21 protein-coding genes are annotated in these 24,824 nt (G+C 72.2%); 17 read left to right on the top strand and 4 right to left on the bottom strand.

Going from position 1 to position 24,824, the window contains the following annotated elements:
- From GUY61_RS05970 to mutM, 8 genes are all read left to right on the top strand, one after another.
- The coding region (locus tag GUY61_RS05970) for a helicase-related protein (RefSeq protein WP_279576766.1) at window positions 1–656 on the top strand (656 nt) is incomplete at its 5' end.
- A gap of 126 nt (window positions 657–782) precedes the next feature.
- Entirely contained in the window at window positions 783–1,367 is a 585-nt protein-coding gene (rsmD, locus tag GUY61_RS05965; protein ID WP_166628993.1) for a 16S rRNA (guanine(966)-N(2))-methyltransferase RsmD, read from the top strand.
- Window positions 1,364–1,873 (top strand): pantetheine-phosphate adenylyltransferase, encoded by a 510-nt coding sequence (gene coaD, locus GUY61_RS05960; protein ID WP_166628992.1) that lies wholly within the window; start codon window positions 1,364–1,366, stop codon window positions 1,871–1,873. Before rsmD ends, coaD begins: the two co-directional genes overlap by 4 nt.
- Window positions 1,874–1,932: 59 nt before the next feature.
- Window positions 1,933–3,087 (top strand): cell division initiation protein, encoded by a 1,155-nt coding sequence (locus tag GUY61_RS05955; protein ID WP_166628991.1) that lies wholly within the window; start codon window positions 1,933–1,935, stop codon window positions 3,085–3,087.
- A gap of 123 nt (window positions 3,088–3,210) precedes the next feature.
- Window positions 3,211–3,852 carry a DUF177 domain-containing protein gene (locus GUY61_RS05950; RefSeq protein ID WP_166628996.1) on the top strand — a complete coding sequence of 214 codons (642 nt, stop codon included), beginning with the start codon at window positions 3,211–3,213 and terminating at the stop codon, window positions 3,850–3,852.
- Window positions 3,853–3,854: 2 nt separating this feature from the next.
- Window positions 3,855–4,028 (top strand): 50S ribosomal protein L32, encoded by a 174-nt coding sequence (rpmF, locus tag GUY61_RS05945; protein ID WP_099201005.1) that lies wholly within the window; start codon window positions 3,855–3,857, stop codon window positions 4,026–4,028.
- A gap of 19 nt (window positions 4,029–4,047) precedes the next feature.
- Window positions 4,048–4,899, top strand: a complete 852-nt coding sequence (gene rnc / locus GUY61_RS05940) for a ribonuclease III (RefSeq protein WP_166628995.1) — start codon at window positions 4,048–4,050, stop codon at window positions 4,897–4,899.
- Window positions 4,900–5,765: 866 nt separating this feature from the next.
- The gene (mutM, locus tag GUY61_RS05935; RefSeq protein WP_166628990.1) at window positions 5,766–6,650 is read left to right on the top strand and encodes a bifunctional DNA-formamidopyrimidine glycosylase/DNA-(apurinic or apyrimidinic site) lyase; all 885 of its coding nucleotides are present in this window, start codon (window positions 5,766–5,768) and stop codon (window positions 6,648–6,650) included.
- On the opposite strand, the gene GUY61_RS05930 is transcribed toward mutM, so the two are convergent.
- Both GUY61_RS05930 and GUY61_RS05925 read right to left on the bottom strand, forming a co-directional pair.
- Entirely contained in the window at window positions 6,590–7,030 is a 441-nt protein-coding gene (locus GUY61_RS05930) for a helix-turn-helix domain-containing protein (RefSeq protein ID WP_166628989.1), read from the bottom strand. The genes mutM and GUY61_RS05930 overlap by 61 nt on opposite strands.
- 156 nt (window positions 7,031–7,186) lie before the next feature.
- The gene (locus tag GUY61_RS05925) at window positions 7,187–8,164 is read right to left on the bottom strand and encodes a CAP domain-containing protein (protein ID WP_166628988.1); all 978 of its coding nucleotides are present in this window, start codon (window positions 8,162–8,164) and stop codon (window positions 7,187–7,189) included.
- A 140-nt stretch (window positions 8,165–8,304) separates the two neighbouring features.
- Here GUY61_RS05925 and GUY61_RS05920 point away from each other — a divergent pair, with 140 nt between their 5' ends.
- The 3 genes from GUY61_RS05920 (at window position 8,305) to GUY61_RS05910 (ending at window position 13,102) form a co-directional block, all read left to right on the top strand.
- On the top strand, window positions 8,305–8,589 hold the full coding sequence (locus GUY61_RS05920) for an acylphosphatase (protein ID WP_166628987.1): 285 nt from the start codon (window positions 8,305–8,307) through the stop codon (window positions 8,587–8,589).
- A 385-nt stretch (window positions 8,590–8,974) separates the two neighbouring features.
- Window positions 8,975–9,193: a hypothetical protein gene (locus tag GUY61_RS05915; protein ID WP_166628986.1), complete on the top strand. Its 219-nt coding sequence runs from the start codon at window positions 8,975–8,977 to the stop codon at window positions 9,191–9,193.
- A gap of 183 nt (window positions 9,194–9,376) precedes the next feature.
- Window positions 9,377–13,102, top strand: a complete 3,726-nt coding sequence (locus GUY61_RS05910; RefSeq protein ID WP_166628985.1) for an AAA family ATPase — start codon at window positions 9,377–9,379, stop codon at window positions 13,100–13,102.
- A 21-nt stretch (window positions 13,103–13,123) separates the two neighbouring features.
- Here GUY61_RS05910 and GUY61_RS05905 read toward each other — a convergent pair whose 3' ends face one another.
- Window positions 13,124–14,119 carry an LLM class flavin-dependent oxidoreductase gene (locus tag GUY61_RS05905; RefSeq protein ID WP_166628984.1) on the bottom strand — a complete coding sequence of 332 codons (996 nt, stop codon included), beginning with the start codon at window positions 14,117–14,119 and terminating at the stop codon, window positions 13,124–13,126.
- Between the two features lie 258 nt (window positions 14,120–14,377).
- Between GUY61_RS05905 and ftsY the strand changes: the two genes are divergently transcribed.
- Window positions 14,378–15,583 (top strand): signal recognition particle-docking protein FtsY, encoded by a 1,206-nt coding sequence (gene ftsY / locus GUY61_RS05900; RefSeq protein ID WP_166628983.1) that lies wholly within the window; start codon window positions 14,378–14,380, stop codon window positions 15,581–15,583.
- Window positions 15,584–15,622: 39 nt separating this feature from the next.
- Here the strand turns inward: ftsY and GUY61_RS05895 are convergent, their stop codons facing one another.
- Window positions 15,623–16,333, bottom strand: coding sequence for a bifunctional DNA primase/polymerase (locus tag GUY61_RS05895; protein ID WP_166628982.1), 711 nt, complete (start codon window positions 16,331–16,333; stop codon window positions 15,623–15,625).
- A 456-nt stretch (window positions 16,334–16,789) separates the two neighbouring features.
- Here GUY61_RS05895 and GUY61_RS05890 point away from each other — a divergent pair, with 456 nt between their 5' ends.
- The 5 genes from GUY61_RS05890 (at window position 16,790) to ffh (ending at window position 24,683) form a co-directional block, all read left to right on the top strand.
- A complete protein-coding gene (locus GUY61_RS05890; protein WP_166628981.1) occupies window positions 16,790–18,268 on the top strand; it encodes a hypothetical protein in 1,479 nt (492 codons plus the stop codon).
- 333 nt (window positions 18,269–18,601) lie between these two features.
- Entirely contained in the window at window positions 18,602–19,954 is a 1,353-nt protein-coding gene (locus tag GUY61_RS05885) for an ammonium transporter (RefSeq protein WP_166628980.1), read from the top strand.
- Window positions 19,951–20,289, top strand: coding sequence for a P-II family nitrogen regulator (locus GUY61_RS05880; protein WP_166628979.1), 339 nt, complete (start codon window positions 19,951–19,953; stop codon window positions 20,287–20,289). The genes GUY61_RS05885 and GUY61_RS05880 overlap by 4 nt, the downstream gene beginning before the upstream one ends.
- 82 nt (window positions 20,290–20,371) lie before the next feature.
- Complete coding sequence (locus tag GUY61_RS05875) at window positions 20,372–22,846, top strand: [protein-PII] uridylyltransferase (RefSeq protein ID WP_398954410.1); 2,475 nt, start codon at window positions 20,372–20,374, stop codon at window positions 22,844–22,846.
- Between the two features lie 277 nt (window positions 22,847–23,123).
- Entirely contained in the window at window positions 23,124–24,683 is a 1,560-nt protein-coding gene (gene ffh, locus GUY61_RS05870; RefSeq protein ID WP_166628977.1) for a signal recognition particle protein, read from the top strand.
- Window positions 24,684–24,824 lie beyond the last annotated feature (141 nt).

Here is a 24,824-nt window from a genome sequence, read left to right as displayed (position 1 = left end):
GGGCGAAGAAGCCCGCCGGGGAGGAGGACAAGCGGCCTCCGCTCGCCGTGCTGGACATCGCCGAGCAGCTCGTGAAAGGCCCCCTGGAGGGTCTGCGCGTCGAGGTGCTGCACGGCAGGATGCCCCCCGACGGCCCCGGCGGAAAGGACGACGTGATGCGCCGCTTCGCCGCCGGCGAGGTGGACGTGCTGGTCGCCACGACCGTCATCGAGGTCGGGGTGAACGTCCCCAACGCCACCGCCATGGTGATCATGGATGCCGACCGGTTCGGCGTCTCCCAGCTCCACCAGCTGCGCGGCCGGGTCGGGCGCGGATCGGCCCCCGGACTCTGCCTCCTGGTCACGGAGATGCCCGAGGCCAGTCCCGCCCGGGCCCGGCTCCAGGCCGTCGCCTCCACCCTGGACGGCTTCGAGCTGTCCCGCATCGACCTGGAGCAGCGACGCGAGGGCGACGTCCTCGGCCAGGCCCAGTCCGGGGTGCGCTCCTCGCTGCGGATGCTTACCGTCATCGAGGACGAGGAGGTCATCGCCGCGGCCCGCGAGGAGGCGGTCGCCGTCGTCGCCGCCGACCCGTCGCTGGAGCACCTGCCCGACCTCCGTACGGCGCTGGACGCCCTCCTCGACGAGGAGCGCGAGCAGTACCTCGACAAGGGCTGACAGGGACGGGCCGGGACGGGGGACGACGAGACGCCGCGTGCGCGCCCGGGCGGCCCCGGCCGAGCACGGCCCGCCCGTCGGCCCATATCGTGAAGTGACGACCACTTCCGGGAGCGAAGGACCCACATGACCCGCGTGATCGCCGGCACGGCCGGCGGACGCCGACTGGCCGTTCCGCCGGGCAACGGCACCCGCCCCACCTCCGACCGTGCCCGGGAGGGCCTCTTCTCCACCTGGCAGTCGCTCCTCGGCACCCTGGACGGCCTGCACGTCCTCGACCTGTACGGCGGCTCGGGCGCCGTCGGCCTGGAGGCGCTGTCCCGCGGCGCCGCCCACGTCCTGCTGGTGGAGGCCGACGGCCGCGCCGCGCGCACCATCCGGGAGAACGTCCGTGCGGTGGGCCTGCCGGGCGCCGAGGTACGGGCGGGCAAAGCGGAGCAGATCATCACGGGCCCGGCTCCCCGGCCCCCCTACGACGTGGTGTTCCTCGACCCGCCGTACGCCGTCACCGACGGCGGACTGCGGGAGATTCTGCTCACACTCCGCCGTGGGGGCTGGCTCGCGGACGGGGCCCTCGTCACCGTGGAGCGCAGCACCAGAGGTGGGGAATTCGGCTGGCCGGAGGGATTCGAGCCGCTACGGGCCCGTCGCTACGGCGAGGGAACGTTTTGGTACGGTCGCGCCGCCTCTACGTGCGAAAACGCACCATGACCGGACCGGAGAGCGAGGGACTTCAGTTGCGCCGCGCCGTCTGTCCGGGGTCGTTCGACCCCATCACCAACGGACATCTCGATATCATCGCCCGCGCCTCCAGGCTCTACGACGTCGTGCACGTCGTGGTGATGATCAACCAGGCCAAGAAGGGCCTGTTCACCGTCGACGAGCGGATCGACCTGATCCGCTCCGTGACGGCCGAGTACGGGAACGTCAAGGTCGAGGCCTATCACGGCCTCCTCGTCGACTACTGCAAGGAACGCGACATCCCGGCCATCGTCAAGGGCCTGCGCGCGGTCAGCGACTTCGACTACGAGCTGCAGATGGCCCAGATGAACAACGGCCTCTCGGGCGTGGAGACGCTGTTCGTCCCGACCAGCCCCACCTACAGCTTCCTGTCCTCCTCCCTGGTCAAGGAGGTGGCGGCCTGGGGCGGGGACGTCTCCCACCTCGTGCCCCCGCTCGTCCTGGAGGCGCTGGCGAAGCGTCTCGCCAAGGGCTGATCCGCGGGCACTCGGCGGCCCGCTCCCCGCGGCGCCGCCCGTGGCCGTACAGTTCCCCCGTGGACGTCCAGAAGAAGCTTGATGAGATCGTCGACGCGGTCGGCAGCGCCCGCTCCATGCCCATGTCGGCCTCGTGCGTCGTCAACCGCGCCGAACTGCTCGCCATGCTCGAAGAGGTGCGCCAGGCACTGCCCGGCTCCCTCGCCCAGGCCCAGGAACTCCTGGGCGGGCGCGAGCAGATGGTCGAGCAGGCCCGTCAGGAGGCCGAGCGGATCATCGAGTCGGCCCACGCCCAGCGCGGCTCGCTGATCTCGGACACGGAGATTGCCCGCCGTTCCCAGGAGGAGGCCGACCGCATCCTCGCCGAGGCCCGCAGGGAGGCCGAGGAGATCCGCGCCGAGGCCGACGAGTACGTCGACTCCAAACTCGCCAACTTCGAGGTCGTACTGACCAAGACCATCGGCTCCGTCGACCGCGGCCGCGAGAAGCTCCTCGGCCGGGGCGACGGCCTCGACGGCAGCGGCTACGAGGACCCGGACTACGCCGACGCCCCCGAGCGGAGCGCCGACCCGGAGACCCTGCGCCGGCGCGCCGACGAGTACGTGGACGCCAAGCTCGGCGCCTTCGAGGCCGTCCTCACCAAGACCCTGGACGCCGTCGGCAGGGGCCGCCAGAAGCTGCACGGCCGGATCGCCACCGACGACCTCGGTGCCCACCTGGCGGCCCAGGACGCGGCCGGCGTCCCCCAGCAGCACACCAGCGACGCCGACTACCTCGCGGACCTGGCGGAGCTCGCCGGCCCGCAGCCGGATCCGCGTCGGCAGGACCGCGGGCAGGACCACCGGCCGGAGATCCCCGCCCAGCAGCCGTACGCCCCGCAGGACGCCTACGCGTACCAGCACCAGCAGCAGGACCCCTACGCGGGTTACCAGCAGCAGTACGCCCAGCCGGACCCGTACGCCGCCTCCTACGCGCAGCAGCAGGACTACGGCCGGCAGGGGTACGACCAGCAGCACGACCCCTACGCGTCCGGCTATCCGCAGCAGCAGGGGTACGACCAGCAGCAGTACGTCCCGCAGCGGCCGGAGCACGCTCCGCAGCAGCAGGACCAGGGCGGGCACCAGTCGCCGGCGGCCGCCCTCGACGAGACCAGCTTCTTCGACACCAGCATGATCGACCTCGACCAGCTGCGGCAGTACGAACAGGGACGCTAGGCCTCGATTGGGTCCACGGCGGACCGTCCAGTATCCTGTCACTTCGGTCGCGCGTACGTCCGCGATCCCGGCTGCCCGCTCGGCGGCGGCCGTCCACCGCGACTCTCGAAAGCAGGAAGAACCCTGAACGCCCGCCTCGACCACCGCAACCCCCTCGTGTTCGACACGCACGAGCTGGGCCGGCGTCCTGGTGCGCTCCAGCGGCTCTCCCGCTCGGTCGCCGCCCCCAAGGACCTCGGTATCCAAGGGGTCGTCGGAGTGCCGGAAGGCGCTCCGGTGGAACTCGACCTCCGCCTGGAGTCGGTCATGGAAGGTGTGCTCGTCACCGGCACCGCCCGTGCGTCGGCCGAAGGGGAGTGCGTAAGGTGTCTGGAGCCGCTTCGACTCGACGTCGAGGCGGAGTTCCAGGAGATGTTCTCGTACCCCGACACCGACGACCGGGGCCGCGTCAAAGCGGAACCGGCCGACGACGCCGAGGACGACGAGGACAGGCTCTTCGTCGAGGACGGCTTGCTCGACCTCGAATCAGTGCTGCGTGATGCGGTGGTGCTCGCACTGCCGATGCAGCCGGTGTGCCGGGAAGACTGCCCGGGCCTGTGCTCCGAATGCGGAGCCAGGCTCGCGGACGACCCGGACCACCACCACGACGCCGTCGACATTCGTTGGGCGGCACTGCAGGGACTCGCCGGTTCGCTCCAGGGCGGCGAGAAGGACGACAACGTGAGCGGCGCCGAAGCGGGCGCCGACGAGAAGCAGGAGAAGTAGCCGTGGCTGTTCCGAAGCGGAAGATGTCGCGCAGCAACACGCGCCACCGCCGGTCGCAGTGGAAGGCTGCGGTCCCCACCCTGGTGGCGTGCGAGCGCTGCCACGAGCCGAAGCAGCAGCACATCGCGTGCCCGAGCTGCGGCACCTACAACAAGCGCCAGGTCCTCGCGGTCTGATCGGCGGGTGACGGGCTCAATGTCGGACGCCAGCAAGCCATCCTCCACGCGCAGGCGCGGAGACGACAGCAAAGCCACGGCGGACAGTACGGCCTCGTCCCTCAACGTCCTGGAAGGGCGGCTCGGGTACAAGCTCGAGTCCGCCCTTCTGGTGCGTGCGCTCACCCACCGCTCGTACGCGTACGAGAACGGCGGTCTGCCCACCAACGAGCGGCTCGAGTTCCTCGGGGACTCGGTGCTCGGCCTGGTGGTCACGGACACGCTCTATCGCACCCACCCCGACCTGCCCGAAGGCCAGCTGGCCAAGCTGCGGGCCGCGGTGGTCAACTCGCGTGCGCTGGCGGAGGTTGGGCGCGGCCTCGATCTCGGTGCCTTCATCCGGCTCGGCCGGGGCGAGGAAGGCACGGGCGGCAGGGACAAGGCATCCATCCTCGCCGACACCCTCGAAGCGGTGATCGGCGCTGTCTACCTCGACCAGGGCCTCGACGCGGCCTCGGAGCTGGTCCACCGGCTCTTCGACCCGCTGATCGAGAAGTCCTCCAACCTCGGTGCCGGACTGGACTGGAAGACCAGCCTCCAGGAACTCACCGCGACCGAGGGCCTCGGCGTGCCCGAGTACCTGGTCTCGGAGACCGGACCCGACCACGAGAAGACCTTCACAGCTGCTGCCCGCGTCGGTGGTGTCTCGTACGGCACCGGCACCGGCCGCAGCAAGAAGGAGGCGGAACAGCAGGCGGCGGAATCGGCGTGGCGCTCTATCCGTGAGGCCGCCGACGCCCGCCTGGCCGCCGAGGCCCAGGCCGCGGACGCCGCCGCGGTCGAGGCCGTCACGGCCAAGGCCACGGCCGGTACCGAACCGGCCACGGGCTGACTCCGCCCCGCCCGCCGGCCCCCGCGCACCCGCCGGGGCCGGCGGCGCGGAGGCCGTGCGCGAGCGCGAGGCACTCGCGCGGCGCCGCCGTGTTGCGGCCCCGACCTCTTCACCGCGTCCCGAGTAGTCCTGTCACCGCGCCGGCGGCGCCTTTGCGGTTCATGGCAGTCGCCTGCGCGAGGGCATTTCCCCCTCGGACCTTCTGGGGCGCCGGGCCACTGCGTGGCGGCCTGCCGAACGCCGGGATGCCCCGGCGGGCCGCGCCGGACTCGACGACGCCGGGCGGCCCCGCCACTCCAAGGGAGTCGCGGGACAGCTCGCCGCCGCCGGTATGCCCGTCGCGGGTCGGGCTTCCTGGGCGCGCTGCTGCGGCCTGCCGAACATCGGGATGCGCCGGCGTGCCCACGCGTGACGAGTGGGCCCAAGGCGGCGCGCTCGTCGTGGCGTTGCGCCGCCCCAGCCGTCGGTGCCGCTTCGCGGTCCCGGCCGTCCGGCCGGCGCGTGCGCGGGGCATGTGGCGCTCGGGGCCGGTGACGCCGAGCCGCGGCAGGCGCGTGCGCGGGGTACCGCACGAGCAGGCCCGGGACGCCGCGCCGGCTCGGCCGCCCCGCTCTGGCCCGGCGCCTCCTTCCCGCCCGTGGCCGCGTCCGGCCGAGTGGCGGGGGGAGCGTGCCGGACACGCTGCCGGCGGAGCCGGGCGGGGTGCATCCCGCCACCGGAACCGGCCGGCCGTGCGGCGCACCTGGTCCGGGCCGGCCCGGACCCCGCGGGGCGATAAGGTCTCGGTCAGCCACCCGCCGGGGCCGCGGCGCCGAGCGCGCTGCGGCCCCGGCACATTTCTGCGAACCCACACCGGAGGAGACACCGTGCCCGAGCTGCCCGAGGTCGAAGTGGTGCGGCGCGGGCTGGAGCGCTGGGTGTGCGGACGGCCGGTCAAGACCGTCGAGGTCATGCACCCTCGCGCCGTGCGACGCCACCTCACGGGACCCGACGGCTTCGCGAAGGCGCTCGCCGGGCACCGCATAGGGCCGGCCAGGCGGCGTGGCAAGTACCTCTGGCTGCCGCTCGACGACTCGCCCTGCTCGGTGCTCGCGCACCTCGGTATGAGCGGCCAGCTGCTGGTTCAGCCGGAGGGCGCCCCCGACGAGAAGCACCTGCGCGTCAGGATCCGCTTCGCCGACACCGAGGGCACGGAGCTGCGCTTCGTCGACCAGCGCACCTTCGGCGGGCTCTCCCTGCACGACCGGGTGCCCGGCGACCCTGACGGCCTGCCCGACGTCATCGCGCACATCGCCCGTGATCCCCTCGACCCCGCCTTCGACGACGCCGCCTTCCACACCGCGCTGCGCCGTCGCCGTACGACGCTCAAGCGGGCACTGCTCGACCAGTCGCTCATCAGCGGCGTCGGCAACATCTACGCCGACGAGGCGCTGTGGCGGTCCAGGCTGCACTACGAGCGGCCCACGGCCTCGCTCACCCGGCCGCAGACCGGCGAACTGCTCGGGCACATCAGGGACGTGATGAACGATGCCCTGGCCGCCGGAGGCACCAGCTTCGACAGCCTCTACGTCAACGTCAACGGCGAATCGGGCTACTTCGACCGCTCCCTCGACGCGTACGGCCGCGAGGACGAGCCGTGCCGGCGCTGCGGCACCCCGATCCGCAGGCGCTCCTGGATGAACCGTTCCAGCTACTTCTGCCCGCGCTGCCAGCGTCCGCCGCGCGGAGCGCCGTCCCGACTCCCGTCGTAGGACTCACGGGCCGCCAGCACCTCCGGCATCCGCATCTCGACCAGCGCGATCAGGCCGAGGAGCCGTTCCGCGACGGCGCGGCCGAGCGGCGTCAGCTCGTAGTCGACGTGCGGCGGGCTGGTGGCCCGTGCCTCCCGGTGGACCAGTCCGTCCCGTTCCAGGGCGTGCAGGGTCTGGGACAGCATCTTCTCGCTGACGCCGTCGACGCGGCGGCGCAGCTCGTTGAAGCGGTACGAGCCCTCGCGGAGCGCTCCGATGGTCAGCGAGCCCCAGCGCCCGGTCACATGCTCGAGCATGGCCCGTGACGGACAGGACCGGGAGAACACGTCGAACGGCCGGTCGTCCGCCGGTGCGCGTTCGGCCTGCTGCGTGACTTCCATGGCCTTCACCATACGCTCACAAGACCAGCACGCTGTGTGCGCATTCAGCCTTCGGCTGCCCCGGAGCGGCCCGGCGGCCGGCGGTCAGGTCCACCGGCCCAGGAGTCCTTGTCTCCGCTCGGCTCCGGCCCGGAGTAGACGACGGTCCCGGCTATCTCAAAAGCCGAAGTCCTGCGTCCACCACGGGCCGCCCTCGGCGAAGTGCACGCCGACGCCCAGGGTGGTGTAGTCGCAGTTCAGGATGTTCGCGCGGTGTCCAGAGCTGTTCATCCAGGCATCCATCACGGCCTCGGCGTCCGTCTGGCCGCGCGCTATGTTCTCGCCGCCCAGATTCGCGATGCCGGCCTGCTCGGCCCGCGCCCAGGGGGTGTCGCCGTCGGGGTCGGTGTGCTCGAAGAAGCCCCGCTGCGCCATGTCCTCGCTGAAGTCGCCGGCCAGGTCGGCCAGTCCCGAGTCCATGCGCACCGCGCTGCAGCCCGCCTTGGCGCGCTCCTGGTTGACCAGGGCGAGCACCGCGGCCTCGGCCTCGGTGGCCCCGCCGGTCCCGGGCGCCAGGCCGGCGTCGCCCGCGGCCGACTGTGCCGGGGCCTCGGCCGAGGGCGGTGCGGGGGCGGTGGTCTTCTTCCCGCCGTTGCCGGAGGAGGAGCCGGAGCCGTCGGGCGCCTGCCCCTTCTTGTCCTTGTCCTCCGCCGCGTCGGCCTTGTCGGCCCTGTCCTCGTCCTGCTTCTTGCCCCTGGCGGCGTCCTCGGCCGTCCCGGAGGCGGACGCGGAGGGGGAGGGCGAGGCGGCGGACGTGGAACTCCCGGCCCGGCCGCTGCCGTCGCCCACCGGCTCGGAGGTGCGCTGCGAGGGAAGCGACTGCTCCCCGCCCTGCGTCTCGAGTCCGCTGGGGATGTCGGAGGACTGCACCCGGTCCGACGATCCGCTGCCGCCCAGACCGAACTGGCTGCCGCCGGGCACGATCCCGGAGGCGACCGCGACCGCGCCCATCGCCATGGCTGCGGACGCGCCGAGCAGCCCGGTGCGCACGGGCACGCCGGCCCGCTTCTTCCGGTGTGATGCGCCCCGGTTCCGGCCGGCCGTGTCCACCTGTTCGGTGGCCACGGGAGCGGCGGAGCGACGATGGCGTCCCATCTGCTGCCCTTCCTTGCGTTTCTTGCTCTTGATGTCGCATTGCCTCACTCGAACGAGTGAGGCTTTCTGTGTCGGGACTGTACGGCATGACGAATGGGGGCGAAGTGATCCATGCGTAATTGGTTCGTTAGCTTGCCCACATGAATGAAGATGACGTCCGGCTCACGGCATGGGTGCGCGGCAGGGTGCAGGGAGTGGGCTTTCGCTGGTTCACCAGGGCGAATGCGCTTGAGATCGGCGGCCTGAAGGGCTTTGCGCTCAATCTCGCCGACGGCAGGGTCCAAGTCGTGGCCGAGGGACCGCGGCACAAGTGCGAGGCGCTGCTCGACTGGCTGCGCGGGGACGACACGCCCGGACTCGTCGACGGAGTGACGGAGATCTGGGACCGCCCTCGGGGCGGCTACGACACCTTCGCCATCCGATGATCATTTCTGTCCGTCGCTGAATCCACCGGACCGTTTATGGTGCTGCTCCTGGCAGGTGCCTCCGGCAGATATCGCCTGGTGGTTGCCAATAGCGGTCCGCCGTGGAAGGCTGCCGCCTTAAGGATGATCTCCACGCCCCCGGAGGGTCCCGTTCGGCAGTCGCCGCCGCGTGTTCCGCGGCCTGGCGAGCCAGGGTTCCCGGCCCGCGCGGGCGTGATCGTGTTGACCGTCAAACTTTTTGGTGAGACTCTGGAAGTCCCCGCGCACCTCAGCTGTTTGGCATGTGGAACGTCAGCAGGATCCAGCAGTGTCAAGCACCGCGGGTGCGAATCCCTCACGACCCACACCGCATCGGTCGGTCACTCAGTGTGGAGGACCATCCATCATGGCAAAGGCGCTTCTCGGTTACGTCGGCGGCACTGACCCGCGACTCCTCGCCGAGATGCGACGGCTCCAGCAGCGCGTCCAGGACCTCGAGTCCGAGCTCGTACGGATTCAGTCCGAGAACGAATCGCTGCAGGCCGCCGCGAAGCACGGAGAGTCGTCGTCGCTGCTGAACAGCATCGACATCGACGTACCCAAGGCGGAGCCCGCGCTCACCTGACCCCTTCCCCGGGGAAACGGGTCGGGTCGCTCTCGTCTGGATCTGCAAGGGACGCCTTCGGCGTCCCTTCTGTCTTTCCCCCCGCCCTGCCGTCGCAACTCGCTGTTGCCCTACCGTCGAATGTGCCCTGCACAATCATCGGTGAAACCGAAAGCGAAGGACAGGGGGGTAGAGTCCGACGGCGTGCACCTCAAGGCCCTGACCCTGCGCGGGTTCAAATCCTTCGCTTCAGCCACGACCCTGCGGTTCGAGCCGGGCATCACCTGCGTCGTGGGCCCCAATGGGTCCGGCAAGTCCAATGTCGTGGACGCGCTCTCCTGGGTGATGGGCGAACAGGGCGCCAAGTCGCTGCGCGGCGGCAAGATGGAGGACGTCATCTTCGCCGGGACGACCGGGCGTCCGCCGCTCGGCCGCGCCGAGGTCTCGCTCACGATCGACAACTCCGACGGCGCGCTGCCCATCGAATATGCCGAAGTGACCATTACGCGGATCATGTTCCGCAACGGCGGCAGTGAATACCAGATCAACGGTGACACCTGCCGGCTTCTCGACATCCAGGAACTGCTGTCGGACTCCGGTATCGGCCGGGAAATGCACGTGATCGTCGGGCAGGGCCAGCTCGACTCCGTACTGCACGCCGATCCCATGGGGCGCAGGGCCTTCATCGAGGAAGCCGCGGGAGTTCTCAAGCACCGCAAGCGGAAGGAGAAGGCGCTGCGGAAACTGGACGCGATGCAGGCCAACCTGGCCCGTGTCCAGGACCTCACCGACGAACTCCGGCGCCAGCTCAAGCCGCTCGGACGGCAGGCCGCCGTGGCCCGGCGGGCCGCCGTCATCCAGGCCGACCTGCGCGACGCCCGTCTCCGGCTGCTCGCCGACGACCTCGTGCGGATGCGCGAGGCGCTGAGGTCCGAGATCGCCGACGAGGCCGCGCTGAAGCAGCGCAAGGAGGCGGCCGAGGCCGAGCTCAAGGCGGCGCTGACCAGGGAGGCGGACCTGGAGGACGAGGTGCGCCGACTCGCCCCGCGCGTGGAACGCGCCCAGCACACCTGGTACGAACTGTCCCGGCTCGCCGAGCGGGTGCGCGGCACGATCTCCCTGGCCGACGCCCGGGTCAAGAGCGCCACCTCCGTCCCGGCGGACGAGCGGCGCGGCCGGGACCCCGAGGACATGGAGCGCGAGGCCGCCCGTATCCGCGAGCAGGAGGCCGAGCTGGATGCCGCCCTCGAGGCCGCCCATCGGGCCCTGGACGACACTGTCGCCCACCGCGCCGAACTGGAGCGCGAACTGGCCGTGGAGGAGCGCCGCCTCAAGGACGCGGCCCGCGCCATCGCCGACCGCCGCGAAGGGCTGGCCCGCCTCCACGGCCAGGTCAACGCGGCCCGTTCGCGGGCGGCCTCCGCGCAGGCCGAGATCGACCGGCTGGCGGAGGCCCGCGACGCGGCCGTCGAACGCGCCGCGACCGCGCAGGAGGAGTACGAGCAGCTCCAGGCGGAGGTCGACGGGCTCGACGCGGGCGACGTGGAACTGGCGGAGCGGCACGAGGCCGCCCGCCGCGAGCTCGCCGGGGCGGAGGCCGCCCTCTCCGCGGCACGGGAGGCGGCCACCACCGCCGAACGCCGGCGGGCCGCGACCGCCGCGCGTCACGACGCCCTCGCGACGGGGCTGCGCCGCAAGGACGGCACCGGCGCTCTGCTGGCCGCGAAGGACCGCCTTGCCGGGCTCCTCGGGCCGGCCGCGGAACTGCTCACCGTCGCGCCCGGCTTCGAGGTCCCCGTCGCCGCCGCCCTCGGCTCCGCCGCCGACGCCGTCGCCGTCACCGACCCCGCCACGGCGGCCGACGCCCTGCGCCTGCTCCGCAAGACGGACGCGGGCCGCGCGGCGATCCTGCTCGGCAGCGGCCAGGACGCCGGGGAACCCCGGGACGCCGGAGAACCTCAGGACTCCCGGGAACTTCAGGACTCCCGGGAACTTCAGGACTCCCGGGAACTTCAGGACTCCCGGGAACCCCAGGAATCCCAGGAACCCCGGGGTTCCCAGGAAACCCACGATTCTCAGCAAACCCACGATTCTCAGCAAACTCATGTGCCCGGGAGCCCGCACCGGCCCCTCGCCTCCGGGCTGGTGAGCGGTCCCGCCGAACTCATGCCCGCGGTCCGGCGGCTCCTGCGCGGCATGGTCGTGGTGGGCACCCTGGAGGAGGCGGAGGACCTGGTCGCCACGCGGCCCGACCTCACCGCCGTCACCGCCGAGGGGGACGTCCTCGGGGCGCACTTCGCGCACGGCGGCTCGGCGGGGGCGCCGAGCCTGCTGGAGGTCCAGGCCGCGGTCGACGAGGCGGCCGCCGAGCTGGAGGAACTCGCGGTGCGCTGCGAGAAGCTGGCCGAGGAGCAGCACCGGGCCGCCGGGCGGCGCAAGGAGTGCGCGGCGCTCGTCGATGAGCTGGGGGAGCGGCGGCGCGCCGCCGACCGGGAGAAGTCCGGGGTGGCGCAGCAGCTGGGCCGGCTCGCCGGCCAGGCCAGGGCGGCGGCCGGTGAGGCCGAGCGCAGCGCCGCCGCCGCGGCCCGCGCACAGGAGGCGCTGGAGCGTGCCGAGGAGGAGGCCGAGGAGCTGGCGGAACGGCTCCTCGTGGCGGAGGAGGCGGCCCAGGACGCGGACGAGGAGCCCGACACCTCCGTTCGGGACCGGCTCGCCGCGGACGGGGCCAACGCCCGGCAGACCGAGATGGAGGCCAGGCTCCAGGCCCGTACGCACGAGGAGCGCGTCAAGGCGCTCGCGGGGCGGGCCGATTCCCTGGACCGGGCCGCCCGCGCCGAGCGGGAGGCGAGGGCGCGCGCCGAGCGGCGCCGGGCCAGGCTGCGGCACGAGGCGGAGGTGGCCTCGGCCGTGGCGGACGGTGCGCGGCAGCTGCTGGCCCATGTCGAGGTCTCCCTCGTGCGGGCGGAGCAGGAACGTGCCGCCGCCGAGGCCGCGAAGGCGGAGCGGGAGCGTGAGCTCGCCGCCGAGCGGAACCGGGGACGGGAGCTCAAGAGCGAGCTCGACAAGCTGACCGACTCGGTGCACCGCGGCGAGGTGCTCGGCGCTGAGAAGCGGCTGCGGACAGAGCAGCTGGAGACCCGGGCGCTGGAGGAGCTGGGCGTGGAGCCGGCCGTCCTGGTCGGTGAGTACGGTCCCGACCAGCCCGTACCGCCGTCGCCGCCCGCCGAGGGCGAGGAACTGCCCGAGGACCCGGAGCATCCGCGCAACCTGCCCCGGCCCTTCGTGCGGGCCGAGCAGGAGAAGCGGCTCAGGGCGGCGGAGAAGGCCTACCAGCAGCTCGGGAAGGTCAACCCGCTCGCTCTGGAGGAGTTCGCCGCGCTGGAGGAACGCCACAAGTTCCTCTCCGAGCAGCTGGAGGACCTGAAGAAGACCAGGGCGGACCTCCTTCAGGTCGTCAAGGAGGTCGACGAGCGGGTCGAGCAGGTCTTCACCGAGGCGTACCGGGACACGGCCCGGGAGTTCGAGGGAGTCTTCTCCCGGCTCTTCCCGGGCGGCGAGGGCCGGCTGATCCTGACCGATCCCGACAACATGCTCACCACCGGTGTGGACGTGGAGGCCCGTCCGCCCGGCAAGAAGGTGAAACGGCTCTCGCTGCTCTCCGGCGGCGAGCGGTCGCTGACCGCCGTGGCGATGCTGGTGTCGATCTTCAAGGCGCGGCCCAGCCCGTTCTACGTGATGGACGAGGTGGAGGCCGCGCTGGACGACACCAACCTCCAGCGGCTGATCCGGATCATGGAGGAGCTCCAGGAGAGCTCCCAGCTGATCGTCATCACCCATCAGAAGCGCACCATGGAGGTCGCCGACGCGCTGTACGGAGTCTCCATGCAGGGCGACGGCGTCTCGAAGGTCATCAGCCAGCGCCTTCGCTGACCGGCGGAGGCCCCCGGGGCGTCACTCCTTGCGGTCCCGCCCGGCGAGGGCGGGCAGCACCTCCTCGCAGAACAGCCGGAGACTGCGCCACCCCTCGTCCACCGGCATCCCGCCGCACAGCGGGTGCAGCACCAGGCTGCCGCCGGTCCTTCCGGCCAGTGCCACGCACTCGTCGGGAGTGACGATCCGGTAGACGCCCTCCTCGCGCAGCGCCGCCACGTCTCCGGCGCGCGAGCGGACGGCGGAGCGGATCCCGGTGGACTGCCAGGAGGCGTACGCCGCGGCCTCGTGCAGGAGGTACGGGCCGTACCGTGCCCAGGCCCGGTCCGGGTCGCGGGCGACGTGCAGCAGCGGCGTCTCGGCCGCCGGCATCATGCAGAAGCCCTCGGTCCCGTACTCCGCGCGCCGCCCGTGGTAGTACGCCTCCAGTTCGGGCAGGTGCGCGCTGGGGAAGAAGGGCAGCCCCAGACGGGCGGCGCGCCGGGCCGCCGCCCTCGAGCCGCCGCCCACGAACAGCGGCGGATGCGGCCGGGTGCAAGGGCGCGGGGTGACCCGCACCGTACGGCCGCGGAAGGTGAAGGGCTCTCCCGTCCATGCCCTCAGCAGCGTCTCCAGGGCCTCGTCCTGGAGCAGTCCGCGGGCTGCCCAGTCGCGCCCGAGGAACTCGTACTCCGCCGCCCGGTAGCCGATCCCGGCCACCGTGATCAGCCGGCCCGCGCCCAGCAGGTCCAGTACGGCGATCTCCTCGGCCAGCCGCAGCGGGTCGTGGAGCGGGGCGATGATCGCGGAGACGGTGACGGTGACGCGGCGGGTGGCGCCGAGCACCGCTCCGGCGAAGACGAGTGGTGACGGCAGCCAGTTGTCGGCGGCGCCGTGGTGCTCCTCGGTCTGGACGGTGGTGACGCCGTGGTCGTCGGCGTACGCCGCCATCTCCAGGGCGGCCCGGTAGCGGGCGGACAGGGACTCCGGACCCGCCGCGGGGTCGACGAGGTTGAAACGGACCACTGAGACGGCCATGGCTGGCGCCCCCTCCTGACGGGCCGGCCGGGTGCGGCGGACCTTAGCTGACGTAGCGTCAGATAGCCAGTGAATCCGGGAGGCCCGGCGCGCGGCCGGTGCGGGTGGCGGAGCCCGGTGCGCGGCCGGTGCGGGTGGCGAGGCGACGGCCGGCGGCGCGGGACCGTCACCCGAAAGGCGCAAATGTCGCCCGCACCGCCCGGCGCCCTCCGGCGGCTCGCCCGGGCCCTTGCGGACGTGTCCGATACTGGACGGGTTATGGACATCGTCATCCTTGCTGTAGTCATCGCCCTGGTCGCCGTCGCCGCGGTCAGCGGGCTCGTGGTCAGCAGCCGCCGCCAGAGGCAGCTGCCGCCCGCGTCGCCGACGAGCACGCCGACCATCACCGCCCCGCCCGCCGAACCCCAGGTCGGCGAGGAGGCCGAAGAGCCGCGGGAGGAACCGCGGCGCACCATAGAGGAGGTCGGACTGCCCGAGGCGCCCGTCGTCGAGGCTCCTGTCGCCGAGGAACCCGTCGCCGCGCCCGAGATCGAGATCCCGGAACCCACGGCGGGCCGTCTCGTGCGCCTTCGCGCGCGCCTGGCCCGCTCGCAGAACACCCTCGGCAAGGGCCTGCTCACGCTGCTCTCCCGCGAGCATCTCGACGAGGACACCTGGGAGGAGATCGAGGACACCCTGCTGACCGCGGACGTCGGCGTCGCTCCGACCCAGGAGCTCGTCGAGCGACTGCGCGAGAGGGTGCGCGTCCTCGGCACCCGCACGCCCCAGGAGCTGCGGGCGCTGCTGCGCGAGGAGCTGCTGAACCTCCTCGGCACCGACCTCGACCGCGCCGTGAAGACGGAGAGCGGCCTGGACACGCCGGGCGTCGTCTTGGTCGTCGGCGTCAACGGCACCGGCAAGACCACGACGACCGGCAAGCTCGCCCGCGTCCTCGTCGCCGACGGGCGCAGTGTGGTGCTGGGCGCCGCGGACACCTTCCGTGCCGCCGCCGCCGATCAGCTCCAGACCTGGGGCGAGCGCGTCGGCGCCAGGACCGTGCGCGGACCCGAGGGCGGCGACCCCGCGTCGATCGCCTTCGACGCAGTGAAGGAGGGCATCGCCGAGGGCGCCGACGTCGTCCTCATCGACACGGCCGGGCGGCTGCACACCAAGACCGGCCTGATGGACGAGCTGGGCAAGGTCAAGCGGGTCGTCGAGAAGCACGGGCCGCTGGACGAGGTGCTGCTGGTGCTGGACGCCACGACCGGCCAGAACGGGCTGATCCAGGCCCGTGTCTTCGCCGAGGTCGTCGACATCACCGGCATCGTCCTGACCAAGCTGGACGGCACCGCCAAGGGCGGCATCGTCATCGCCGTGCAGCGCGAGCTGGGCGTACCGGTGAAGCTGGTGGGCCTGGGCGAGGGTGCCGACGATCTGGCGCCCTTCGAGCCGGAGGCGTTCGTCGACGCCCTGATCGGGGACTGAGACCAGAGCCGGCGCGAGCCGGGCACATGTGCCCGGCACTCAGGAGGCCGAGCGGTGGCTCGCGTAGGCCAGCGTGCCCAGCAGCAGCCGGGCCTGCGGCGGGCGTCCCGCCGAGTCCAGCGCCGGAGTGCGCAGCCACCGCACGGGGCCGAGACCGGCGAGGTCGGAGGGAGGGGCCGTGATGTGGGTTCCGGGGCCCAGCCCGCGCAGGTCGAGGCCGGTGTCGTCCCAGCCCATGCGGTAGAGCAGCTGGGGGAGCGAGGCACAGGCCCCGGGAGCGACGAAGAACTGGACGCGCCCGGACGGTGTGAGCGCCACCGGGCCCAGCGGCACCCCCATGCGCTCCAGGCGCACCAGGGCTCTCCGCCCGGCCGCCTCGGTCACTTCGATGACGTCGAAGGCGCGGCCCACGGGCAGCATCACGGCGGCGCCGGGCACCTCGGCCCAGGCCTCGGTGACCTCGTCGAGGGTGGCGCCCGCGGGCACCTCCGCCGCGAAGGCCAGGGGATGCGCCCCCGGTGCGCGGCAGTCCGCCGCCCCGCAGGAGCACACGGCGCCGGAGCGGCCGGTGCCCCGGCCGCCGCCCGCGGCCGGGCCGTGCCCCGTCACCCTGGCGCCGGGGACCACGTCCCAGCCCCACAGGCCGGTGTACTCGGCGACGGCGGTGCACTCGGTGGCCGAGCGGCCGCGGCGCCGCGATCCGGGCCGGATTTCCCTGATGCCCCGGCTGACGCCGATCGTGAAGCCCATGCCTCCTCCAACGGGTCTGCCTCGCCGGTGGTTACGAAAAGGAGTCTTCCGGTCACGCTCCGTCCTGGTCGCCAGGTGCGAAAGGCGCCAAGAAGTGCCGGGGGTCGTGCGGTTCCGCTCTTGCGCCCCCGCGGGCACCGCTCCGCCCGTCCCCGTTCGCACCTTGTCAAGTGAAGCGTGTGCGCGCGTAAAGGAGTTCATTCGAAGGGGTGGCGAATGGTGGCGATTCTGCAATCTCCCTCGCCGGACCGGTGATCGTAGGATTACTTTGAGTACACGAACCCTTGGGAAGCGCGTGCTTCCGCGGGTATGCCGGAGGCAAGTCGGGCTCCCGTTCGACGGGTGGCGTCCCCAGGACGCGGGGCGTCGGTCCGCGGCATTCTGATAGCGGTTCGCGCAGCGCAGGCAATACGAAACGGTGATCGCCACGGCGACATCCGGGATGGGGGCGTTCCAGTGGGCGGCAACGGCGGCGGAGGCACGAACGCTGAGAAGCGCCCGAACGAGCAGCTGAACTCGTGGTTCGTGCGCAGCGGCTGGTCGAAGGGCGAGCTGGCGCGCCAGGTCAACCGCAGAGCACGCCAGATGGGCGCCCACCACATCAGCACCGACACTTCCCGGGTGCGGCGCTGGCTGGACGGCGAGCAGCCCCGCGAGCCCATCCCGCGCATCCTCTCCGAGCTGTTCTCGGAGCGCTTCGGAGCCGTCGTCGCCGTCGAGGACCTCGGCCTGCGCACCGCGCACCGCGCACCCTCCGTGTCCGGGGTCGACCTGCCCTGGGCGGGCCCGCAGACCGTGGCCCTGCTCGGCGAGTTCTCGCGCAGCGACCTGATGCTGGCGCGGCGCGGCTTCCTCGGGAGCTCGCTGGGGCTCGCGGCCGGGCCGGCCCTGATCGAACCCATGCAGCGCTGGCTGGTACCCACGCCCGGCACCGCGCAGGGCAACACGCTCGCGCAGGAGCCGGGCCGCCGCCCCCACCGCCTCTCCGCACCCGAGCTCGACCTCCTCGAGGCCACCACGGCGATGTTCCGGCAGTGGGACGCGCAGTGCGGCGGCGGGCTGCGCCGCAAGGCCGTTGTGGGCCAGCTGCACGAGGTCACCGACCTGCTCCAGGAGCCGCATCCCGCCGCCACCGCGGGGCGCTTGTTCAAGTGCGCCGCCGAACTCGCGGAGCTCGCCGGGTGGATGAGCTACGACATCGGTCTGCAGCCCACCGCGCAGAAGTACTTCGTCCTCGCGCTGCACGCCGCGAAGGAGGCCGGCGACCGCCCTCTGGGGTCGTACATCCTCTCCAGCATGAGCCGCCAGATGATCCACCTCGGCAGGCCCGAGGACGCCCTGGAGCTCATCCACCTCGCCCAGTACGGCAGCCGGGACTGCGCCACCCCGCGCACCCAGGCGATGCTGTATGCGATGGAGGCCCGCGCCTACGCGAACATGGGCAACCCCAGCAGGACCAAGCGCGCCGTGCGCATGGCCGAGGACACCTTCGCGGACATCGAGCCCGGCGCCGAGCCCGAGCCCGACTGGATCCGCTTCTTCTCCGAGGCCGAACTCAACGCGGAGAACGCCCACTCGTACCGCGATCTCGCCTATGTCGCGGGCCGCAGCCCCATGTACGCCTCGCTCGCCCACCCCGTGATGGAGCGTGCCGTGGAGCTGTTCGCGAAGGACGAGGAGCACCACAGGTCCTACGCGCTGAACCTGATCGGCATGGCCACCGTCCACCTCATGCAGCGCGAACCGGAGCAGAGCTGCGTCTTCGCCGAAAAGGCGCTGGGCATCGCCAGGCGGGTCCGCTCCGAGCGGGTGAACACCAGGCTGCGCAAGACCGTGGACACCGCCGTCCGTGATTTCGGCGATGTCGCCGACGTCGTCCGGATCACCGGCCTGCTTGCCGAGCAGCTCCCCGAGGAGACCGCGGAGGCGGTCTGAGGGCCCCGGCGGGACCCTGCCCGCCTGTACACAAAAGACCCCGGCCGCGGCGGCCGCCCCGATACAGCCCGACTCGGCTCCCCCATGCCAGGTCAGTCGGGCGACCGCCGCGGTCGGCCCACTGGTTGCGGAACGATAACGGACGAGGACACGCCGTCCGGGTCAGTTCATGACCACGTAACACAGCCAGTTTCTTCGTCACTGGTGCGAAACATCGAGCGGCATCGGCGGAAACGGCGCTGCGCGAATCTCGTGGCGCATAACCGGCCCACCCCTCTACGACCGCACTCGCGCTAAGCCCGCACGGGCCGTACCGACGACGAGGAGACGCCGATGCCCCCAGGCATCACGCTTGCCGCAGAGACAGAGCTCTCTGCCGCCAACACCGGGTTCATGCTCATCTGCTCTGCTCTGGTCATGCTCATGACGCCCGGCCTGGCCTTCTTCTACGGAGGCATGGTCCGGGTCAAGAGCACCCTGAACATGCTGATGATGAGCTTCATCAGCCTCGGGATCGTCACGATCCTGTGGGTCCTGTACGGATTCAGCATCGCCTTCGGCACCGACTCCGGCGGCATCGTCGGCTGGTCGGCCGACTACGTCGGCTTCAGCGGCATCGGGAAGATGGAACTCTGGGACGGCTACACCATCCCGGTCTACGTCTTCGCCGTCTTCCAGCTGATGTTCGCCATCATCACGCCGGCCCTGATCAGCGGTGCGCTCGCGGACCGCGTCAAGTTCACCGCCTGGGCGCTCTTCATCACTCTCTGGGTCACCGTCGTATACTTCCCGGTCGCCCACTGGGTCTGGGGCACCGGCGGCTGGGCCTTCGAGCTCGGCGTGATCGACTTCGCCGGCGGAACCGCGGTCCACATCAACGCGGGTGCCGCGGCCCTCGGCGTCATCCTGGTCATCGGCAAGCGCGTCGGCTTCAAGAAGGACCCGATGCGCCCGCACAGCCTGCCGCTGGTCATGCTCGGTGCCGGTCTGCTGTGGTTCGGCTGGTTCGGCTTCAACGCCGGCTCCTGGCTGGGCAACGACGACGGTGTCGGCGCGCTGATGTTCCTCAACACCCAGATCGCCACCGCCGCCGCCATGCTGGGCTGGCTCGCCTACGAGAAGCTGCGCCACGGCTCCTTCACCACTCTGGGCGCCGCCTCCGGCGCGGTCGCCGGTCTCGTCGCCATCACCCCGTCCGGCGGCGCGGTCAGCCCGCTCGGCGCGATCGCGGTCGGCGTCATCGCCGGTGTGCTCTGCGCCATGGCCGTCGGCCTGAAGTACAAGCTCGGCTACGACGACTCGCTCGACGTGGTCGGCGTCCACCTCGTCGGTGGCGTCGTCGGCTCCCTCCTCATCGGCTTCTTCGCCACCGGCGGTGGCCAGAGCGACGTGGCGGGCCTCTTCTACGGCGGCGGCCTCGACCAGCTCGGCAAGCAGGCCGCCGGTGTCTTCGCGGTCCTCGCCTACTCGCTCGTCGTCTCCGCGGTCCTGGCCTTCCTCATCGACAAGACCATCGGGATGCGGGTCAGCGAGGACGACGAGATCTCCGGCATCGACCAGGTCGAGCACGCCGAGACCGCGTACGACTTCAGCGGCGCCGGCGGCGGCAGCGCCCCCCGTACCGCCGCACCGGCCCCGGGCAGCAACGCGACGGCGGTCGCGGCGGACAAGAAGGTGGACGCATGAAGCTCATCACCGCGGTTGTGAAGCCGCACCGGCTGGACGAGATCAAGGAGGCCCTCCAGGCCTTCGGAGTCCAGGGACTCACGGTCACAGAGGCCAGCGGTTACGGTCGTCAGAGGGGCCACACCGAGGTCTACCGGGGCGCGGAGTACACCGTCGACCTGGTACCGAAGATCCGCATCGAGGTGCTGGTGGACGACGCCGACGCCGAGCAGCTGATCGACGTGGTGGTCAAGGCCGCCCGTACCGGCAAGATCGGTGACGGAAAGGTGTGGAGCATCCCGGTCGACACGGCGGTACGCGTCCGTACCGGCGAGCGGGGCGCGGACGCGCTCTGACCTCCGACCGGAACCGCGCCGAGGGGGCCACGGCCCCCTCGGCGGACCGACAGAAGCAAAAAGGAGCTGCCGGGTGACGGACATCGTCAAGGACGAGACGGAATCGGACGACTCGGGACCCGGCGGCTACGCGGCGGCCCGACTGCGCCTTCTCAACGAGAAGACGCAGTCCGGGCCGCCGCGCCGTACCGCGCTGGCCCGGCTCACCGACGACTGGCTCGGCTCCCTCTTCGCCGGTGCGGCCGAGGCCTCCGGCGTCGCCGGCGCCTCCCTCGTCGCCGTCGGAGGCTACGGACGCGGCGAACTCTCCCCGCGCAGCGACCTCGACCTGCTGCTCCTCCACGACGGCAGCGCCGACAAGAGCGCGCTCGCCGCGCTCGCCGACCGCATCTGGTACCCCGTGTGGGACCTCGGCCTGGCACTCGACCACTCCGTGCGCACTCCCGTCGAGGCCCGCAGGACCGCGGGCGAGGACCTCAAGGTGCAGCTCGGACTGCTCGACTCCCGCCACCTCGCCGGTGACCTCGGCCTCACCGCGGGACTGCGCACCGCCGTGCTCGCCGACTGGCGCAACCAGGCGCCCAAGCGCCTCCCCGAACTCCAGGAACTCTGCGCGGAGCGCGCCCAGCGCCACGGCGAACTCCAGTTCCTCCTCGAACCGGACCTGAAGGAGGCGCGCGGCGGCCTGCGCGACGCCACCGCCCTGCGCGCCGTCGCCGCATCCTGGCTGGCCGACGCGCCCCGCGAAGGACTCGACGACGCCAGGCGCCGCCTCCTCGACGCCCGGGACGCCCTCCACCTGTGCACCGGCCGCGCCACCGACCGCCTCGCCCTCCAGGAGCAGGACCAGGTCGCCGCCGAACTCGGCCTGCTGGACGCCGACGCCCTGCTGCGGCAGGTGTACGAGGCCGCCCGCGTCATCGGCTACGCATCCGACGTCACCTGGCGCGAGGTCGGCCGCGTCCTGCGGTCCCGTGCCGTGCGCCCCCGGCTGCGGGCCATGCTCACCGGCGGCCAGAAGACCGACCGGGGCGCCGAACGCAGCCCCCTCGCCGAAGGCGTCGTCGAACAGGACGGCGAAGTGGTGCTCGCCCGCGCCGCACGCCCCGAGCGCGACCCGGTTCTCCCGCTGCGCGCCGCGGCCGCCGCCGCCCAGGCCGGCCTGCCCGTCTCGCTGCACGCCGTACGCCGGCTCGCCTCCGCCGCCCGCCCGCTGCCCGTGCCCTGGCCGGCCGAGGCCCGCGAGCAGCTCGTCACCCTGCTCGGCGCCGGAGAGCCCACCGTGCCCGTGTGGGAGGCACTGGAGGCCGAAGGGCTCGTCACCCGGCTGCTGCCCGACTGGGAACGGGTCCGCTGCCGCCCGCAGCGCAACGCCGTGCACAAGTGGACCGTCGACCGGCACCTGGTGGAGACCGCGGTCAGGGCCTCCGCGCTGACCCGCCGGGTGGGCCGCCCCGACCTGCTGCTCGTCGCCGCCCTGCTGCACGACATCGGCAAGGGCTGGCCCGGCGACCACTCCGTGGCCGGCGAGATCATCGCCAAGGACGTGGCCGCCCGGATCGGCTTCGACCGGGCCGACGTGGCCGTGCTCGCCACGCTCGTACGCCACCACCTGCTGCTCGTCGAGACCGCCACCCGGCGCGACCTCGACGACCCCGCGACCGTCAGATACGTGGCCGAAGCCGTCGGCAGCCACTCGACGCTGGAGCTGCTGCACGCGCTCACCGAGGCCGACGCGCTGGCCACCGGACCAGCCGCATGGTCGGCCTGGCGCGCCTCCCTCGTCGCCGACCTGGTGGCCCGCGTCTCCTCGGTCCTGGCGGGCGATGCCCCCGAAGCCCCCGAGCCCGTCGCGCCCAGCGCCGAACAGGAACGGCTCGCCATCGAGGCGCTGCGCACCGGGGAACCCGTCCTCGCGCTGCACGCCCGCACCGAACCGGCCCTGGAGACGGTGGAAAACGAGACGGAGCCCCAGCGGCCCGAGCCGGTCGGCGTCGAACTCCTCATCGCCGTCCCCGACCAGGCAGGCGTCCTGCCCGCCGCCGCCGGTGTGCTGGCCCTGCACCGGCTCACCGTGCGGGCGGCCGACCTGCGCGCCATCGGACTCCCCGACGGGCTCGGCAGCGGCGACGTACTGCTCCTCAGCTGGCGCGTCGCCGCCGAGTACGGCTCCCTGCCCCAGGCGGCGCGGCTGCGCGCCGATCTCGTGCGCGCCCTCGACGGGACCCTCGACGTCCCGGCGAAACTCGCCGAGCGCGAGGCGGCCTACCCGCGCCGCCGCGGTGTCGCCGCCCCGCCTCCCCGCGTCACCGTCGCCCCGGCCGCGTCGCAGCTCGCCACCGTCATCGAGGTCCGCGCCCAGGACGCCCCCGGGCTGCTGCACCGGATCGGGCGGGCGCTCGAGGACTCGGCGGTACGGGTCCGCAGCGCGCATGTGAGCACACTGGGCGCCAACGCCGTGGACGCCTTCTACGTGACGGGCGCCGACGGCGCCCCGTTGCCCGAGGCCACCGCCGTCCAGACGGCGAAGACACTGGAGGAGGCCCTGCGGGCGTGACGCCCGCAGGAGTTCCCCTGTGGGCTTCCCGTGGGGGTGACGCCCACAGGGGTGACATCCGCGGGGATGAGGCGTTGGACACAGAGTCCGCCCCGCCGCGGCGGGGCGGACCGGGCCGGGTTTCCGGGGGCCCGCGCCGAAGCCGCCCGCTCCCCGCCCCCGCGGGGTCCGGCTTCCCGCACGGCGTATTGGCCGGGCGGGGGCCCTGCGCTTCCGGGGGCGGATACCCTGGAAGGCAGCCATTCGCCCGCCCCCTAGCCGAGGATCCGCGACCGACGTGTTCGATACCCTTTCCGACCGCCTCGCACAGACCTTCAAGAACCTTCGGGGCCGGGGCCGCCTCACCGAGGCGGACATCGACGCCACCGCCCGCGAGATCCGCATCGCCCTCCTCGAGGCGGACGTCGCCCTGCCGGTGGTACGGGCCTTCATCAAGAACGTGAAGGAGCGGGCGCTGGGGAGCGAGGTCTCCAAGGCCCTCAACCCCTCGCAGCAGGTCATCAAGATCGTCAATGACGAGCTGATCACCATCCTGGGCGGCGAGACCCGCCGCCTCCGCTTCGCCAAGCAGCCGCCGACCGTGATCATGCTGGCCGGTCTGCAGGGTGCCGGTAAGACCACCCTCGCCGGAAAGCTCGGCAAGTGGCTCAAGGGCCAGGGACACTCCCCGCTGCTGGTCGCCTGTGACCTCCAGCGTCCCAACGCCGTCAACCAGCTCCAGGTCGTCGCCGAGCGCGCGGGCGTCGCCGTCTACGCGCCGCAGCCCGGCAACGGCGTCGGCGACCCGGTGCAGGTGGCGAAGGACTCCATCGAGTACGCGAAGTCCAAGGTCCACGACATCGTCATCGTCGACACCGCCGGCCGTCTCGGCATCGACGCCGAGATGATGCAGCAGGCCGCGGACATCCGCGACGCGGTGCAGCCGCAGGAGATCCTCTTCGTCGTCGACGCGATGATCGGCCAGGACGCGGTCAACACCGCGGAGGCCTTCCGCGACGGCGTCGGCTTCGACGGCGTGGTGCTCTCCAAGCTCGACGGTGACGCCCGCGGCGGTGCGGCCCTGTCGATCGCGCACGTCACCGGCCGTCAGATCATGTTCGCCTCCAACGGCGAGAAGCTGGACGACTTCGACGCGTTCCACCCGGACCGCATGGCGTCCCGCATCCTCGGCATGGGCGACATCCTCAGCCTGATCGAGAAGGCCGAGCAGACCTTCAGCCAGGAAGAGGCCGCCAAGATGGCCTCCAAACTGGCGAGCAGCAAGGGCGGCAAGGACTTCACGCTCGACGACTTCCTGGCGCAGATGGAGCAGGTCCGCAAGATGGGCTCCATCTCCAAGCTGCTCGGGATGCTGCCCGGCATGGGGCAGATCAAGGACCAGATCAACAACCTGGACGAGCGGGACGTCGACCGCACCGCCGCGATCATCAAGTCGATGACCCCGGCCGAGCGCCAGGACCCGCACGTCATCAACGGCTCCCGCCGGGCCCGTATCGCCAAGGGCTCGGGCGTCGAGGTCAGCGCGGTCAAGAACCTCGTGGAGCGGTTCTTCGAGGCCCGCAAGATGATGTCGCGCATGGCGCAGGGCGGCGGCATGCCGGGCATGCCCGGGATGCCGGGCATGGGCGGCGGTCCCGGCCGGCAGAAGAAGCAGCAGAAGCAGGCCAAGGGCAAGCGCAGGAGCGGCAACCCGATGAAGCGCAAGGCCGAGGAGCAGGCCGCCGCGTCCCGCCGCGAGCAGGCGGCGACGCAGCCCGGTGGGGCCTTCGGGCTGCCGGCGGGCCAGTCGGCGCAGGACTTCGAGCTTCCCGACGAGTTCAAGAAGTTCATGGGCTGACTACGGGCTGGCCTGCCGACCGCCGCCCGCTCCGACGCCGCCCCTGACGCCCTGACGCCCTGACGCCCTGATGGCCGCCGGGGCGACGGTTCCGGGGCGCGGACCCGGCGCGGGGTCTGTCCCGGCCACCCCCGGCCGGGC

Source organism: Streptomyces sp. GC420, from assembly GCF_009916105.1.
Lineage (GTDB): Bacteria > Actinomycetota > Actinomycetes > Streptomycetales > Streptomycetaceae > Streptomyces.
This window is presented reverse-complemented; position numbering and strand designations above follow the sequence as displayed.